We start from the raw sequence: 15,427 nt of genomic DNA, 5'->3' as shown, positions 1-15,427 counted from the left end.
CACTCCCTTGATCGACAGCACACCCACGCAACGGGATGGGTCGACCCCCGTCCCACCAGCCACCGTCCTCTCTCCCTCCGAGCTCCGCGCCGAGCGCCGCCAACTCCTCGAGTCCATCCGCGCTCTCCGCCGCCTCCTCGACAAGCGACTCCCGTTCGAGGTCGCCGACCAACGACGCCTGAACCGCGAGGCACAGGACCGCCACCGTGCCGAGGCGACGCACGGCAAGGCGCTTCAGCGCATCCACGAGCGACAGGAACGCCAGAAGGCGTCGCTCAACCAGCAGCTGAACGGACTGGACGGCAAACGCCAGAGCCAGGAGACGCGTGCCTTGGCCGTCCTGCGCCGCGAGTCCATCGAACGCACACTCAGCCGCACGTACCTCACCTCAAAGGAGGTGAACGGCATCGGCAAGGGACTCATCCGCGACCTCACTGCCCGCGGCATCCGGACTGCCGCCGACTTCGAGCGCGTCAGCTGGGGCAGGGCGCCCAACGGCAAGGGCGTCGATGTCCTTTACATTCACCGCACCAAGGGCGACAAGGTCCACATCAACGGCATCGGCGAGCACCGGGGCCGCCCGCTCCTGGAGTGGCGTCAGTCCGTATTCGCAGGGGCGGAGGCCCGCGCCCCACGCGTGTTGCCGCCGGACCAACGCCACCGCATCGCTGAGATCATCGACGCCGAACGCGTCCGCCTGCGAGAGGAACTGTCCGAGGCCCCACAGACCGCCGACGAGGCGTGCAAGGAGGCCACTCGACTGCACACCGACGCCCTAGGCCGACTCACCGCCGCCGAAGAAGAGGCCGCGCGGCTCGCAGCCGCGCGCAGGTCTGAGTTCGACGCCATGGCCGAGAAGTTGCTCGTCCTCCAGGCACAGCTGTCGGCCCACATCGAAACCTACGGCAATGCGGGCCGCCGCATCCGCCGCGCGGAGAACCGTGCGCTCCGCCCAGTCCCCAAGGCACCGCCGATCTCCTGCGTCCCGGCACTCCGCACTCCGGAGAACGCAACGGCCTCCGTCAGTCTCACCAAGGTCACCGATGGGGCCAGCGAGCCCCACCCCACTCCCGGCACCCGGGCGAACCCTGCCTGGCTGGTCCCGATTCTCTACTTCACGCTGACAACCGTCATCGGCGTGGGCGAGCTCGGAGACAACACCGCTTCCCTCTCCCTGATGATCACGTCCCGGCTTGTGGCCTGCGCAGCCGTCGCAGAGCTCCTGCGTCTGTGGATCCCCCGCATCCGCTGGAGTACCGCGGGCCCCATGCCACCAGGGACCGGCTGGCAGACCTCCGGAGTATTCCTCGGCCTGACCGCCGCAGGCATGTTCGCGGACGAGCACTCGAACGTCTTCGGAGCCGCTTGCGTCGTCTCGGTCCTGGCCGCGCTGTGCTTGCTGGCGGGAACCGGTCTGCGCATCGGCAAGGACACCACCCCTTCTCCCTGACCAACCACCCATCCACCTGTGCTGCCCAGAGCACGCATCACCCTCGAAGGGAGCGCCGCATGACCGACAACCCAATGCGAAGTCGAGGTTCGCGTTGTCACACGCTTGCCTGAGCGGCGACCTGTGGTGGGGGCGGGTGGTGCTGTGGGGATCGGGAGCGGGACGGGCGTGGTGGCTGGTCTCTCAGGGTGCTCCCGGCCGATGTACGGATGTTCACCCAGCGATTCTCGTCCACCCGTCGGGGCGCCCGCCTCGCTCGATTCCTCGCGTACGAGCAGCTACGCGCTTGGCAGAGGTCACGTCACCGACCGTACGGAGCAGATCGTCGCAGAGCTCGCTACCAACGCCGCGCTGCACGGCCGTGTCCCGGGCCGCGACTTCCGCCCAGCCCTCACCCATCCCCCGTTCGCCGGCTCGCCCGCGGGGACCGGCGCCCGTCTCCCGTGACGGACTTCGCCTCCGCCACTTCACGAGGAGTCGGGCCGTGGCCTGTTCATCGTCACCGCCCTCGCCGACGGCTGGAGCAAGGAACCGTATCCGCCGGGCGGCAAGACCGGCTGGGCGGTGGTGTTCCCCCGGCCGGTGAGCGGCTTGCGCACACACTCCACGGAGCTCCCCCTCCCGCAGCAAAGGCGCTACCGGAATGAGCCGCGTGCGCCGCCCAGCGCACCGAAGCCTCTCTTTGTGACGGCATGCCGTCATCGGCACGGCCGATCAGAGTCCGCGAAATGTCGGTGCCCAGGTGAGCTGAATTCCGACCGCCTTCGCCAGGTCGTTCCACCTGTCGTCCGCGGGCTTCTTCTCCAGCACCAGGACCGGCCGTATCGACGGACTGTTACCCGTACGCTTCCGAAGCTGATGGGCGTAGTCAAGTACCTGGCCTATGCCCAAACGGATCTGCTGATCCTGTGTCGTACCGGTCAGGCTCTTCACTTCGGCCACGAAGAGTTCCTTCCCGACTGCCCAGCCCGCGTCGAATTTCGGGCTGTTCCGAGCGAACGTGTGAACCTCGACCCCTCGGCGGGTCATGTGCTTGATGAGCGCTCCCACGGTTCGTTCGTGGGCGGCAGTTCCCTCGTCCAGGGAACTGAGGTCCACCTTCAGCTCCCGGACCGCGTGCCGGCCACTCCTCCGCGCTTGGAGGGGGGCGCCGAGAACATCGAAGGTGACATTTGGCGGTACCACTACTGGGGCGCCTCCTCCCCGCGCAGGAGAGCGAAGCTCCAGGCATCGTGCGGGGAAGCCATGGACCAAGCTACCGAAACCGTCACCATTGACGACGTGGACGTGACGGCCCAGTCCGCGCTCATGGACCGCGGCCACGAGGGTGTCGCTGTAGTTCCGCCTCATGTCGGACACCTGCTTGCCGGCGAGGTCGCCGTGGACCACGAGACCGACTCCCCCGGAGAAGTCCGTCTTCGTCGTCGCGCCGCGCTGCCTGGCTCTACGGACACACTCGCTGCGCACCATCCACTTGCCGTCCACGACGACCTTGCCAGTGAAGCAGAGTGTCTGCCCCTTGAGGCCGTGGACCCATCCGTCACATGCCTGACGTGCCATCCGCACCCACCCCCGTCGCTGTCCGGGTCCAGTGTGTCGCTCATCGGCCAATCTGGGGGTGGGAAACCGGGGATCGCGACACTTTGGCAAGCCTCTCCGCTGCCGGCCCGAACATGAATCGAGTGAGCCATCGACGAAGGGGTGACGGGCCCACATCATGTGGTCGTGACCATCGAAGAAGACGTCGCCAAGCTCGCGGTCCATGTGGAAGTCAGCCTCGGGAACGGCCCCTTCCTGCCCCCCGGCGGCTGGCACCATATGGGTGCAGTGATCTGTGACGCGATCCTCCAGCAGGCCAGGCACTACGAACGATGGGTACGGCCGCGCGTCGAAGAACTACGGATGTTTTGGCCCGACGCGGACACGGTGGCCCGTTTCCGCGCACGGGTGACCGAAGGAGACCTCAGTGCAGTCCTGCGGACAACCCACCAGAGGAAGCTTGCCGCCATTGCTGCAATCGCTGACCTCCTCGCCGCGAGCGGGGTAGAGACGCGCGAGGACCTGAGGATTTGGCTCAAGGAGGATGCACATCGCTCCCTGCTTCGCGCCATCCACGGTGTGGGGCCAAAGACGGTCGACTATCTAGGCGCCCTGGCCGGAGGATCTCATGTGGCAGTGGACGTCCATCTGCGCGCCTTCGCCCAGGAGGCAGGCGTGGAGACAACCACCTATCAGGGGCTTCGCCGGGTGTACGAGGAGAGTGCCGACCGTCTGGGGCACGATCGCGGAGGGCTTGAGCACGCGGTGTGGCAATACATGTCCAGCGGCCCGAAACCGTAACTCCGGGAGGCCGGGGACCCGCAGGGAGGCATCGGCGCTTCCCGGTTGCATCCAGCGAAGTGGTGTACGGGCACGGGAGGGTATCTGCATCCGGTCCGGCCCGATGGGCCCAGCCCGTACAGAGATTCGAACTCTCGAAGTTCCGGAGCTTGTTGACACCACTAACAGGGTATCGTCATGCTCGAAGCGCCAACAAGGTGTATCAGCAGCATGCGTGGCCTCTTCCGTCCCACCCAGCAGGGGAAGCGGACGAGTGGACCTGTTGGTTCACGCAGGGCCATGGGGCATCAAGGGGGGATAGTGCCATTCTTCATTCCGGTCGTACTCATCGGTGTAGGTGTGGCGACCGGCGGTAGCGGGGTCGTCCTCGGCGGCAAAGGGGTCCACGACCTCAAGCGTTCGAAAGTCCGGTTGGAAGAGGCCGGCCAGGGCTACGAGCGACGCCGAGCTCAAACCGAGGGCGCGCTGGCGGCGACGAACACCGCCCTCAAGGCACTGGGGGAGCAGCAGAAGCACGCGCTCGTCGATGTCGTCGTACGCATGGGCAACTTCCTGCGTCGCAACGAGCGACAGGTGCGCGAGAGCGAGCGGCTGCTGGTGGATGGCGTTGACGCCACCATGACCAGGGTTCCTGGGCTGCGCGGTCTCGATGTCGACGCGGTGGCATGGATCGGCGGGGCCCTCGGATCCGCAGCGGCGGGCGCGGTGGCCGGCGCTGGAATCACGGCGGCGGCGAGCAGCTTCGGAGTCGCGAGTACCGGAGCGGCGATCTCCGGCCTGGCGGGTGCCGCGGCCGAGAGCGCAACCCTTGCCGTCCTGGGTGGCGGGACGCTGGCATCGGGCGGTGGCGGGATGGCCCTGGGAGCCACGGCGCTGAACTTCGTCACCATCGGTCCCGCGCTGCTCGTAGGGGGACTCGTCGTCAAGGGCCGAGGCCAGAAGGCGATCACCCAGGCAAGGGAGTTCGAAGCGAAGGTCACCGTGGCAATCGCTGAACTCGATGAGACGAACACTCGGCTGAAGGGCGTCGACGCCCGCGTTGCGGAGCTGCGCGAGCTTCTCGCAGACCTCACCTTCCGGGCGCTTGAGGCACTGGACCTTCTGGAGTCCGAACCATTCGATCCGCTGAGTCACGCCGAACGGTTTCAGCGAGCCATGACACTGGTCATGGCTGTCCGTGACGTGGCGACGACTCCGATCGTCGACGCCGAGGGCGAGTTGGACGAGCGCAGCGCGAATATCACCATCACGTACAAACCCTTGACCGAGGGGAATTAAGGTGCCCGACCAGAGCAAGGTGCATGTCGGCAAGGTCTTCAAGGCGGCCAAGAGCTCCGTCCAGGCGGTGGACGGCTTCGCTGCGCTGAACCAGATCGTCGAAGCCGCCCGCGAGTGCGTCCACATCCATGAGGTCGAAAGCACCAAGAGGGCCCGACTAGAGGCCTACGAGGCCACAGAGGTCGCTCGGATCCGGGCCGCTGAAGCCGTCCTCAAGGACTACTTCACGCAGGCGTTCGCGGAACGGCGCAACCTCTTCGAGGAGATGTTCGCCAGGCTGGACAGAGCACTCGACGAGGGCAACGGCGAAGTGCTTCACAGTGTCGTGCGCGGCATCGTCGACGTTGCCAGGAGCTCGCCGCTCGCGGACATCGGAGACCTCTCCCAGGTCCGGGCGGCCCTGGACGACCCGGACCAGGTGTGGGAACTCTGACCGCAGCCGTTGAGGCCGATCCCGTGATCGCCGAGCTGGAACGCGCGCTGACCCGGCACGAGGCGTCAGCCTCGGGGCAGGATCGGTGGAGGACACCGAGCGGGTGGAGCGCGTCGAGGCTGAGGACGCCCAGGGTTCGGCGGTACATCCTCTCTTCGTTCCGCTCATCAACGATCTGGCGGAGGACGAGGACTGACGTATCCGCGCTCAGCCTGCGAAACCGGCTCCGAACACCACAAGAGGAGGTTCCGGAGTCCCCTGCGACCGTGCCAATTGAGGATGCTGGGCCGCCACGTCCGGCCGGAGGCCCAGGGCATCAGGCCATTCGGTGATCTCGACCGGCCTTCCCAGCATCACACCGTCCCAGTCCGTGTCCTCCGTGAGGCCGCGCCGGTCGACGATCACTCCCCAGGTACTCTGCCGGCCGGCGTCGACGACCTGTGAGACCGCCCGCACCGCCAGCTCCTGCTCCGCGCTCGTCATCCCGTCGGGCCCGAATTCGACGACCAGCCGGCCATCGGCCTGGCGACGGAAATGGGTGCCCGAGAGTCAGCAGTTCGACCAGTTCGTTGCGCCCGGCGGGGACTTGCTCTCCCCACGAGACCGGCCCGTCCGTGATCGTGGTGATGACCTGGGACACGGGGTGGGCGAGCTGCGCTCCGTGCGTCTCGAGGAGGTGGAGGACACGCTCGACCCCGTCCCGGTTCTGCCGGTCGGTGTTCCTTCTTCCAGACATGCCTGGGCCCGCACGCCTCGCTGCTCCGCCGCGTATCTTACGAACCGTCGGCTCCGATCACGTCCACGTCAGTGGTTCCCGCCCCCGGCTTGGTCACTTTCAAGCTTGGCTTCCCCGGAGCGCCCGAGGAGACCGTCCCGCCGGTCAGTTCAGCCACCTTCTGTTCCCAGGCCGCGCCACTTCTCTCTGTCTGTAAGGGGTCTGTGGACTGAGATTGCCTCTGCCCGGATACCGAGCCTTCCGCTCCGGAGGATTCCGGCGGCGACCCGCCGCCGGCAGAACCAACCGCCATGACGACGACGCCCGCAGCGGCCAGCGCGAGACCCGCTCCCGGCGGGGAGAGGCGCATGCAGGGACAAGAGGAACAGAGCGAAGCCCAGAGAGACGAGGAACCCGTCGAGTGCCTCCAGGAGATGGGCGACGGGGATCGCTCGCCCCTCGGGCCCGACATCCCCCAGACCCGCCACAACAGCAGCGTTCCCGCTGTCGCGGAACCGATCGCCGTGGACAGGCGCACCGAACGCGTGTGCCACGACACGGCGAAGATCTGCACGACGCCATAGACGGCTGCGGCAATCATCACCGTGGACATCCTGCAGTGCACGGGTCCACGTAGAGTCTCGCCGGACGTCCTGTTGGGGGAACGATGACACTGAACGACGAGCAGGCGCGATACCCGGAGTTCCGGCTGCGGCTGCCGAATGGCGGACCCTATGCGCACGGACGCGTGCTGCCGTCGATGGGGATGAACGGCAGCCCGCAGTTCCTGGTACTGGCCGGTTCGCCGGTGCGGCGGGAGACGTTGCCGGGTACCGGGCCCTACGCGACGGCACAGCGGGAGGCGCTGATCGAGGAGGGCGCCATCCGGGAGTCGGAGCGCTGGCCCGGCTATCTGGAGACCGGCCGGGACATCGAGTGCAACTCCCCCTCGGCCGCGGCCTCGATCGTCGCCGGGCGCGGCTCGGACGCTCTGTCCGAGTGGCGTACGGAGGAAGACTTTCCGCTCGTCGACTACCTCGGGCACTCCTGGCGCCCACCCCGCAAGGCATGGCTGGTCCGTGGGTCCAACGTGGCGGGACGCGACCTCGTGAAGCGCCTGTGGCTGCCCGACGGCCTGGTCACCCTTCCGGCGACGCACCTGCCGTTGATCGACGAGGGCGACCCCACCAAGAGTGCACTGCGCAGATACGTCCAGGAAGGCTATGACGCTGCGGCCTCTTACAGCCAGAAGCAGGCGATGGTCGACGAGCTGCACTACTTCCTGACCCAGATGCGGCCCGGCGACACCGTCTGCACCATCTCCGGCGGACTCCTCTACGCCGGTCTCGTCGACGGCGGTGCGGAACGGGTCGACTCCGAAGGCGGCCTCACCAGCCTGCGCCGGAGAGCCGCCTGGCGGCACAAGGGCGTTCCCTACGACGAGTTGCCAGAGGCGTTGCAGCAGAAGCTGTCCGTGCAGCACGATGTCGTCGATCTCACCACTGTGCTTCCGCTCATCGACGGGCTGGGGCGCAGTGACGAGGAGCTGGCCGAGGAAGCCGAGGCGACGGATCGAGACCCCACCACCGAAGTGCCGGCGATCGTTGCCCGCCGCGACCCCGAGCTGCCCGTGCCGACGGCCGAACTGGCAGCCGACCTGCTGGTGCACGACACGGCGTGGCTGCGCGAGGTGCGTGACCTGCTCGCCGATGAGCGGCAACTGGTGTTCTACGGTCCGCCCGGCACCGGCAAGACGTATCTCGCGCTGAGGCTTGCCGAGTTTCTGGGCGGCGGTCCCGAGCAGGTCAAGCTGGTGCAGTTCCATCCCTCGTACGCCTACGAGGACTTCTTCGAAGGGTTCCGGCCGCAGGAGGACACGGAGACACGGCAGGTCGCCTTCCGGCTCACCGCGGGCCCGCTGCGCGAGCTCGCCGATCTCGCCTCCCGGGAGGGCAACCGGCACATCCCGTACTTCCTGGTCATCGACGAGATCAACCGCGTCAACCTGGCCAAGGTCTTCGGCGAGCTGTACTTCCTGCTGGAGTACCGCAACAAGTCGGTACGCCTGACCTACTCCGGTGACGATTTCGCGCTGCCGCCCAACCTGTTCGTCATCGGCACGATGAACACCGCCGACCGGTCGATCGCCCTCGTCGACTCGGCCATGCGGCGGCGGTTCGCGTTCGTCGAGCTGTCGCCGCGAACCGAGCCGACGAGTGGGCTGCTGCGTCGCTGGCTTCAGCGGGAGGGCAAGGATCCGGAGCCGGCGGATCTACTCGACGTGCTGAACTCGCGGATCGACGATCCGGACTTCCACGTCGGGCCCTCGTACCTGATGAAGAAGGGCGTCTACCGGGAGGGCGGTCTGGAGCGGACCTGGCGGACGAAGATCCTGCCGCTGCTCGAGGAACACCACTACGGCGAGGGGCTGGACGTCGTGTCCCGGTACGGGCTGACCGCGCTGCGAGAGTCACTGGCATGACGGCTACCGGAGAGGGTGCCCGCCAGGGTCCTGCCACGGCGAAGCTCCCGACCGGTGTCGAACTGGTCGAGTATGCGACGGTCGTCGGCCTTGCCCTGCCCGACGGCGTGGGTCGCGCCCTGGCCGCCGGTGACATCGTCGACGCGGGGCCCGACCCGTACACACCCGGCCGGTGGTCGTTGCGGGCCGGCAGCAAAGTCGGGGCCGTGAACATCACCGTGCCGGGTGCGCGGGAGCCGTTCACCGTACGCGTGGCCCCCAAGGTGCCGATCACGCGGCTCTTCTTCCTGCTCGGCTACAGCCTCGACACCAAGGGGGTCTGGCGCGACGGGGAGGTGGATGTGGCCGAGCACCGGGACCTGGTTCCCGCTCTCGCCCACGCCTTGGAGCGGCAGACCGACCGCGCACTTCGTCAGGGACTCCTGCAGGGCTACCGGACCACGGAAGACAGCTCACTGGTTGTCCGTGGTCGTATTAGGGAGGCCGATCAGATCCGACAGCGGTTCGGTGCGATGCTGCCGGTGGAGCTGACGTACGACGAGTTCACCACCGACATCGCCGAGAACCGCATCCTGCGCACCGCTGTCGAACGCATGCTGCGGTTGCCGGGCGTCCCGCGCGACGTGCGACGCAGGCTGCTGCACCAGCGGGCCCGTCTGGCCGACATCACGCCCGTCGTACGCGGGCAGCGGATGCCCCGTTGGCGGCCGACCCGGCTCAACACCCGCTACCACAGCGCCCTGCGGCTCGCCCAGACACTCCTCGATGGCGCCTCGGCCGAGCATGCTCCTGGGGGTTTGCGGATCGACGGCTTTCTGTTCGACATGAACCAGATCTTCGAGGACTTCGTGACCGTCGCCCTGCGGGAAGCGCTGCGAGGGTCGGGAAAGGTGGCCAGGCTTCAGGACAGCCACCATCTCGACGAGGCGTCGGCCATCCGTATGCGACCCGACTTCGTGTTGTACGGACCGGACGGCGTCGCGTGCGCGGTGGCGGACGCCAAGTACAAGGCGGAGAGACGGGGCGGATATCCGGATGCCGACCTGTACCAGATGCTTGCCTACTGCACCGCCCTGGGCCTGGAGGAGGGGCACCTGGTGTACGCGAAAGGCAATGCCTCGCACGCCGCGCACCGGGTACGGCACGCCGGCATCGTGATCCATCAGCACGCGCTCGACCTGGACCAGGAGCCGACGGGGCTGCTCGCCGACATCGCTCAGGTCGCGAGTCGGCTGGGGACCGGCTGAAGCGACCGCGTCGGGTTCTCGCCCGCCCCCACGCCCGTATGATCGACCACGCAGTGACAGTCCGGGGTGGGGAGTGCGCGTCGTGCCGCAGCTTGCGTTTGCCAACAGCTTCTGGGAAAGCTATGACGCTCTCGAGAAGCCGGTCCGCAACGGCGTTCGCAAGGCGATGCAGAAGTTCCAACAGCTCACGGTGCCGGAGCTGCAGCAGGACAAGGGGCTTCATCTCGAATCGGTCGAGAAGGCCGCCGACCGCCGTATGCGGACCATCCGCATCAACGACTTCTGGCGGGGCGTCGTACTCGCCCCGGACGACGGCAGTGATGTCTTCCTCCTGGTCAACGTGGTGGCGCATGACGACGCCTACACCTGGGCCGCCAAGCGCCTATACACGACGAACTCGGCGACGCGGGCCCTGGAGGTCCGCAACATACGGGCAATCGAGCAGTTGACCCCGCAGTTGGAGAAGGCGGCCGCGACGGCCGAATCGCTGCTGTTCTCCACGTATTCGGACACGGTGCTGCGCGAGCTGGGCATCGACGATCAAGTACTGCGGGCGGTACGCACGATCATCGACAAGGCTCAGCTGGAGGCCTTCGGGACGCTGTTGCCGGAGGACCAGTTCGAGGTGTTGCAGTACCTCGCCGAGGGCTTCCCGCCCGAGGAGGTGTACCGGGACGTGGTCGCCGTACGGCGTCCCGTCGACGCGGGGCCGGATCCGGACGAGACGCTCGCGGCCGCCATCGCCAACACCCGCAGTCGGATCACCCTCGTCAGCGGGCCGGACGAACTCGCCGACATCCTCGAGAAGCCTTTCGCGGCCTGGCGGGTGTTTCTGCACCCCTCGCAGCGCCGTGTCGCCTACCGGGTGTCGTACGGCGGTCCGGTGCAGGTCACCGGTGGCCCCGGCACCGGCAAGACGGTCGCGGCCCTGCACCGGGTCAAGCACCTGCTGGGCCGTTCGCCGGACACCCGGGTTCTGCTCACCACGTACACCAACGCACTGGCAGCCTCACTCCGCGAGAACCTCCAACTCCTCCTGGACGGGAACGCGTCGCTGCTCGAGCGGGTCGAAGTGACCACCGTCAACGCGTACGCGCACGGTGTCGTGGCCCGCCTCGACGGCAAGGCGCCCTCCCCCGTCGGAGACCGGGAGGAGCGCCAGGTGTGGCAGCGGGTCGTCAAGAAGCTCGGGCTGCCGTGGACGGAGCAGTTCCTCGCGCAGGAGTACCGGCATGTCGTGCTGGCCCAGGACCTGCGCACCCTGGAGGCCTACCGCGCCGCTTCCCGGCGCGGCCGCGGCAGTGCGCTGTCACCGGCCCGGCGCGAACAGCTGTGGCCCGCCGTCGAGCTGTTCGAGTCGATGCTGCGCGACCGCCATCAGACGACTCACCTGAAGGTGTGCGCCCGGGCCGCCGAGCTGCTGGCAGCGCCGACGCACGACCACGTGGTGGTCGACGAGGCTCAGGACCTGCATCCGGCCCAGTGGCGCGTGCTGCGGGGCGCTGTGGCGCCCGGCAGTGACGATCTGTTCCTCACGGGCGACCCGCACCAGCGGATCTACGATTCGAAGGTGTCGCTCGGTTCCCTCGGCATCGCGGTGGCCGGTCGCACTCACCGGCTGCGCATCAACTACCGCAGCACGGAGGAGATCCTTGCCTGGTCGACGGACATTCTGAGTCCGGTGTCTGTCGACGACCTGGCCGGCGAGGGCAGCGACACTCTCGCCGGGTACCGTTCGCTGCTCCACGGGCGCAGGCCGCAGGTGGCGGGGTACGGATCGGAGCACGCTGAGGTCGCGGCTCTGGTGGAGCGGGTCCAGGGCTGGATCGCGCAGGGGATCGACCCGTCCGAGATCGGCGTGTGTGCCCGGTTCAATGTGTTGCTGGACAAGGCGTACGACAGGCTGGCCGCGGCCGAGGTGCCGGTGGTCCGGGTCAAGGACGGTCGGGGGTCCGACGCGAACGGGGTGCGTCTGGCCACGATGCACGCCATGAAAGGGCTGGAGTTTCGTTGCGTCGCCGTCCTCGGTGTGACCGCGGGGGCGGTGCCGTTCGTCCGCGAGGTGACGCCTGCAGCCGTGGACACCTTGCAGCACGAGTCCGATCTGCTTCGGGAACGTTGCCTCTTGTTCGTGGCCTGCACCAGGGCACGCGAGGCGCTGGCCGTCTCATGGAGCGGGGTCGGCAGTCCGTTCGTGCCGGACGGCTCTTGACGGCCGCCGTCATTTCCGTGGTTGCAGAGCCCCGTTGCCGATGCCGTCGCGGGCCAGCTCGGCCGCCTGCCTGCTCAGCTCGGCGATCCGCCGCGCCCGCTCCTCGAACTCCTGCAGCCTGCGGAAGGCGGCGCCGTAGCGGCGCTGCTCGGTGATGTCCATCTGCGGAACCCGGGCTCCCTTGCTGTCGAGCCGGAAAGTGCCGCTGGCACTCGTGGAGCGTCGGGTGTTGGACGCGCTGCGCAGGAAGCCCTGCAAGAAGCCGGTGTCGAGCTGTTCACTGGTCGAGACGGGTTCCGCGTCCCGGTACTCGAGCAGTCCGGCACGCGCGAGGTCGGCGACGCTCACCGATGAGCCGTCCAGGACGCCGGGGCCCTCGCTCGACACCAGCTCCGGCAGCAGCTCGGCCAGCTTGGCCACCTGCTCGGCCAGCTCCGCGCGGACGGCCCGGTACTCGGTCGCGTAATCGCGGTGCGACTCCTCCACATGGCGCCCGGGCGTCAGGTCGACCGTGTCATCGAGGAGGTCGATCAGGGGGACGTCCGCGATCTGATCGAGGGCGGGCTCCAGGCCGGCGTCCGGATCGTTCGCCGTCAGGTCGATCATGCGAACGCTTGTCGCGGCATCGCCCGCAGAAGGCGGGCGGCGCAGATGCCAGAGATGCACGGGAAGTGCGTGCGAGGCGGCGCTGCCTGCCGGAAGAGCGGTGACCTGGGTGAGGACACCCCGACGTACCAGCTCGGCGCGGATACGCCGACCGGCCTTGCGGTAGGCGACGGAGGCAGGCATGACCATGACGACTCGACCGCCGGGAACGGTGTGCGCGTAGGCGTGCTGCAGCCAGGCGAGCTCCCCTTCGGCGCGCGAGGGCGTCCCGAGCTCCCAGCGGGAGTCGAGGAGCAATTCCTCCCTACCCCATTCTGCGTCGCCCACCGGGGGGTCGCACACGACGAGGTCGGCCTTGAGATTCGGCCACTTGTCGTCTCGGAGAGAGTCTCCGGCAGCGATGTCTACGCCGGTGTGCCCTGTAAGTTCCGCACGGATTTGGGTCAGCCGGGCGCTGTAGGGGTCACTTTCCTGCCCTCGCCGTCGCGGCCCACGCCCAGGGCCGACGGCGAGAAGCAGCGTACCGATCCCACACGCCGGATCGAACACCGTCGAGTCGGGAGCCACGTCGCCAGCGAAATGGCGCAGAGCGCGGACAAGACGAGGTGACGTAACCTGGTCCGACCCTGCTCGGCGCACGGAATCCGTGAAGCGCTCCGCAAGGGCCTCCACCACCTCACCGGCCGATCCGACCTCAGCAAGGCGACGTGCCAGACGCACACAATCTGCCGGAAGCTGCTCCGGCTCCGGCTCCCTGGCTGCGGCGAGTACCTCCGCAACCGCCGCGAGCCCTCGGACCATGTCCTCACCGCAGGCCGCCCGCAACGCCTGCCAGAGCTGGACCTCCTCCGACACGTCCTGGCCCTTCCGCTGCTTACTCAACCATGTCTGCACGTCGGCCAAGGCGAAGAGCGGGCTGTTAACACTTCCACCCGCCGGTACGGGGAAGTCGTCGTACCGGCGCCTCCAATTAGAGACGGCCGCGCGGGTGACCCCGGCCAACCGGGCGATCTCGGAACCGGTGACCATGGGGTCGTCCGGGGTCGCGGGAGTGTTTGCCATAATGGATAACCGTACACACTGCCCGCCAGAGCTTCAAAGAAATCTTTGTTGACCACGCTAACAAGACCGGGTGGCGGTCAGCCAAGCACCTCGCGACAAACAGTCGTGGCGTACCGCACCTCCCCCGGGGCCTCCGCCAGCTCCTTGGCAGCCGACGGCCGCTCGGTCGCGGCCAATGGCAGCGATCTCACTCCTTGACGGTCAGCGCACCACCGCCCAGGTCACGGAGTTGGACGTCAGGCTCCGGACGACGTGGTCGCGGACGGCGGGTGTGGCATCGACCACCGTGGCTGTCACCTTGTGGGTGCGTCTGTCGGACGGGACGCCGAGGGCCGCCGGCACGACCGATGTCCTGCCTCGGGCCTGCCTCGCCTCGCGGCCGTTGACGTACCAGCGGAGTTGGGGGCGGGCGAGGGTGTCGGCGGGCAGGGTGGCGAGGGAGACGGAGAGGCGGGCGAACCGGGTGGTTCGGGTGGTGGGGTCGGCCAGGGGGGTGAGGGCGTTCGCCGAGCGGTAGAAGCCGGCGATCATCGCCTCGCGGCCGGGGAGGTTGAACTGGTCGGTGTTCAGGGAGCGCATGATGGAGTTGGCGGTGGGGCGGTAGATGCCGTACTCGTAGTAGTCGCCGCCCTCGAAGGTGTCGACGACGCCGCCGCTCGGGTCGGTCTCTCCCAGCCAGTCGGCCCACTTGGTGCCCTGCGCGGCCATCCGGTCGGCGGTGAGCTTCGAGACGTTGGCCGCCGCCGGTTCGTCGCCCGGGTAGTCGCCGTAGCCGTCGTACTGGTACTCGTCGGCGAGGAGGCCGATGGAGTGGGCCATCTCGTGGGCCGCTATCAGGGTGGACTGGGCGTTGTCGGAGGAGAGGGTCGAGACGCCGTCGTAGCCGTAGTCGCCCGCGAGTCCTGAGTAGCCGGCGCCGCCGTACTTGGTGGAGTTGGAGACGACGATCACCAGATCGGTCGCCGGGGCCTTGTCGGCGTACGACTTTGTCTTGTCGAGGTCGACGCAGATCAGCCGTTCGATCTCGTCGCACCAGAAGTATGAGCCGAGTGCGGTGTTCCTCGTCACGTCCCGCGTCGGGTCGCCCGTGATGCCGGAGTCCTGGGAGACCGCCTGCACCGCCCAGACGTTGAAGAGGCCCTCGTAGCTCCTGTACGGCTCGATGTCCGTCACCGCGTCCCACTTCGCGCGGGCGTCCTGGAGGAAGTCCTCCTGCTGAGCCGCGGTGTAGCCGTCGCCGATGATCGTGACGTCGAGGCGGTCGCCGGTCGGGCCCGTCTCGGCGATCGGGACCACCTCGCCGTCCTGCGCGGCCGTCCGCTGCCGGGGGCTCGTCGGCGGCTGGGTGTGCGGGCTGTTCGCCGGGACCCGCGTGCGGGCGCCCTCGCCGGCCGGGTCGGGGAAGTACTCGACGCCGACCCCGCTGGTCGTCTCCGTCTCCGTTCCCGTCACCGTCACCGTTGGGGCTTCGGCCGCGACGGCTACCGTGCTGGTCGCGGGCAGGATTACGGACAGGGCGAGGGCGGTTGCCGCCGCGGATCTGCGAATGCGTATGTGCACGGTGCCAGGTCCCCACGACGACGACAGTGACGTAAGCAGTGA

Annotated in this window: 12 protein-coding genes; 8 read left to right on the top strand and 4 right to left on the bottom strand. The window is 68.0% G+C overall.

Annotation, left to right across the window (positions count from 1 at the left end):
- Positions 1 to 7: 7 nt before the first annotated feature.
- Positions 8 to 1,450 (top strand): hypothetical protein, encoded by a 1,443-nt coding sequence (locus tag ACFC1X_RS02585; RefSeq protein ID WP_376348092.1) that lies wholly within the window; start codon positions 8 to 10, stop codon positions 1,448 to 1,450.
- A gap of 714 nt (positions 1,451 to 2,164) precedes the next feature.
- On the opposite strand, the gene ACFC1X_RS02580 is transcribed toward ACFC1X_RS02585, so the two are convergent.
- A complete protein-coding gene (locus tag ACFC1X_RS02580; RefSeq protein WP_376348090.1) occupies positions 2,165 to 2,935 on the bottom strand; it encodes a hypothetical protein in 771 nt (256 codons plus the stop codon).
- 240 nt (positions 2,936 to 3,175) lie between these two features.
- Here ACFC1X_RS02580 and ACFC1X_RS02575 point away from each other — a divergent pair, with 240 nt between their 5' ends.
- The 3 genes from ACFC1X_RS02575 (at position 3,176) to ACFC1X_RS02565 (ending at position 5,501) form a co-directional block, all read left to right on the top strand.
- A complete protein-coding gene (locus ACFC1X_RS02575; RefSeq protein ID WP_376348089.1) occupies positions 3,176 to 3,790 on the top strand; it encodes a hypothetical protein in 615 nt (204 codons plus the stop codon).
- Positions 3,791 to 4,090: 300 nt separating this feature from the next.
- Complete coding sequence (locus ACFC1X_RS02570; RefSeq protein WP_376348087.1) at positions 4,091 to 5,068, top strand: hypothetical protein; 978 nt, start codon at positions 4,091 to 4,093, stop codon at positions 5,066 to 5,068.
- 1 nt (position 5,069) lies between these two features.
- Positions 5,070 to 5,501, top strand: coding sequence for a hypothetical protein (locus ACFC1X_RS02565; RefSeq protein ID WP_376348085.1), 432 nt, complete (start codon positions 5,070 to 5,072; stop codon positions 5,499 to 5,501).
- 207 nt (positions 5,502 to 5,708) lie between these two features.
- Here ACFC1X_RS02565 and ACFC1X_RS02560 read toward each other — a convergent pair whose 3' ends face one another.
- Positions 5,709 to 5,984 carry a hypothetical protein gene (locus ACFC1X_RS02560; protein ID WP_376348084.1) on the bottom strand — a complete coding sequence of 92 codons (276 nt, stop codon included), beginning with the start codon at positions 5,982 to 5,984 and terminating at the stop codon, positions 5,709 to 5,711.
- 600 nt (positions 5,985 to 6,584) lie between these two features.
- Here ACFC1X_RS02560 and ACFC1X_RS02555 point away from each other — a divergent pair.
- The 4 genes from ACFC1X_RS02555 to ACFC1X_RS02540 all read left to right on the top strand — a co-directional run bounded on the left by ACFC1X_RS02555 (position 6,585) and on the right by ACFC1X_RS02540 (position 12,157).
- Positions 6,585 to 6,800 (top strand): hypothetical protein, encoded by a 216-nt coding sequence (locus tag ACFC1X_RS02555; protein WP_376348082.1) that lies wholly within the window; start codon positions 6,585 to 6,587, stop codon positions 6,798 to 6,800.
- An 83-nt stretch (positions 6,801 to 6,883) separates the two neighbouring features.
- Complete coding sequence (locus ACFC1X_RS02550; protein ID WP_376348080.1) at positions 6,884 to 8,698, top strand: AAA family ATPase; 1,815 nt, start codon at positions 6,884 to 6,886, stop codon at positions 8,696 to 8,698.
- Entirely contained in the window at positions 8,695 to 9,945 is a 1,251-nt protein-coding gene (locus ACFC1X_RS02545) for an McrC family protein (protein WP_376348079.1), read from the top strand. Before ACFC1X_RS02550 ends, ACFC1X_RS02545 begins: the two co-directional genes overlap by 4 nt.
- Before the next feature lie 82 nt (positions 9,946 to 10,027).
- Positions 10,028 to 12,157 (top strand): UvrD-helicase domain-containing protein, encoded by a 2,130-nt coding sequence (locus ACFC1X_RS02540; RefSeq protein ID WP_376348077.1) that lies wholly within the window; start codon positions 10,028 to 10,030, stop codon positions 12,155 to 12,157.
- Positions 12,158 to 12,166: 9 nt separating this feature from the next.
- Here ACFC1X_RS02540 and ACFC1X_RS02535 read toward each other — a convergent pair whose 3' ends face one another.
- Both ACFC1X_RS02535 and ACFC1X_RS02530 read right to left on the bottom strand, forming a co-directional pair.
- Positions 12,167 to 13,792 carry an N-6 DNA methylase gene (locus ACFC1X_RS02535; protein ID WP_376348525.1) on the bottom strand — a complete coding sequence of 542 codons (1,626 nt, stop codon included), beginning with the start codon at positions 13,790 to 13,792 and terminating at the stop codon, positions 12,167 to 12,169.
- 234 nt (positions 13,793 to 14,026) lie between these two features.
- The gene (locus ACFC1X_RS02530) at positions 14,027 to 15,385 is read right to left on the bottom strand and encodes a M64 family metallopeptidase (protein WP_376348076.1); all 1,359 of its coding nucleotides are present in this window, start codon (positions 15,383 to 15,385) and stop codon (positions 14,027 to 14,029) included.
- Positions 15,386 to 15,427: the final 42 nt, after the last annotated feature.

Source organism: Streptomyces sp. NPDC056128 (genome assembly GCF_042263835.1).
Lineage (GTDB): Bacteria > Actinomycetota > Actinomycetes > Streptomycetales > Streptomycetaceae > Streptomyces.
Note: the sequence above shows the minus strand (reverse complement) of the source record. Positions and strands in the feature narration are given on the sequence as shown.

What these genes read in the sequence shown, in the direction of transcription:
- ACFC1X_RS02560 (WP_376348084.1), bottom strand. Translation starts at nt 5,984, where the DNA reads ATGACGAGCGCGGAGCAGGAGCTGGCGGTGCGGGCGGTCTCACAGGTC.
- ACFC1X_RS02555 (WP_376348082.1), top strand. Translation starts at nt 6,585, where the DNA reads ATGCAGGGACAAGAGGAACAGAGCGAAGCCCAGAGAGACGAGGAACCC.
- ACFC1X_RS02550 (WP_376348080.1), top strand. Translation starts at nt 6,884, where the DNA reads ATGACACTGAACGACGAGCAGGCGCGATACCCGGAGTTCCGGCTGCGG.
- ACFC1X_RS02545 (WP_376348079.1), top strand. Translation starts at nt 8,695, where the DNA reads ATGACGGCTACCGGAGAGGGTGCCCGCCAGGGTCCTGCCACGGCGAAG.
- ACFC1X_RS02535 (WP_376348525.1), bottom strand. Translation starts at nt 13,792, where the DNA reads ATGGTCACCGGTTCCGAGATCGCCCGGTTGGCCGGGGTCACCCGCGCG.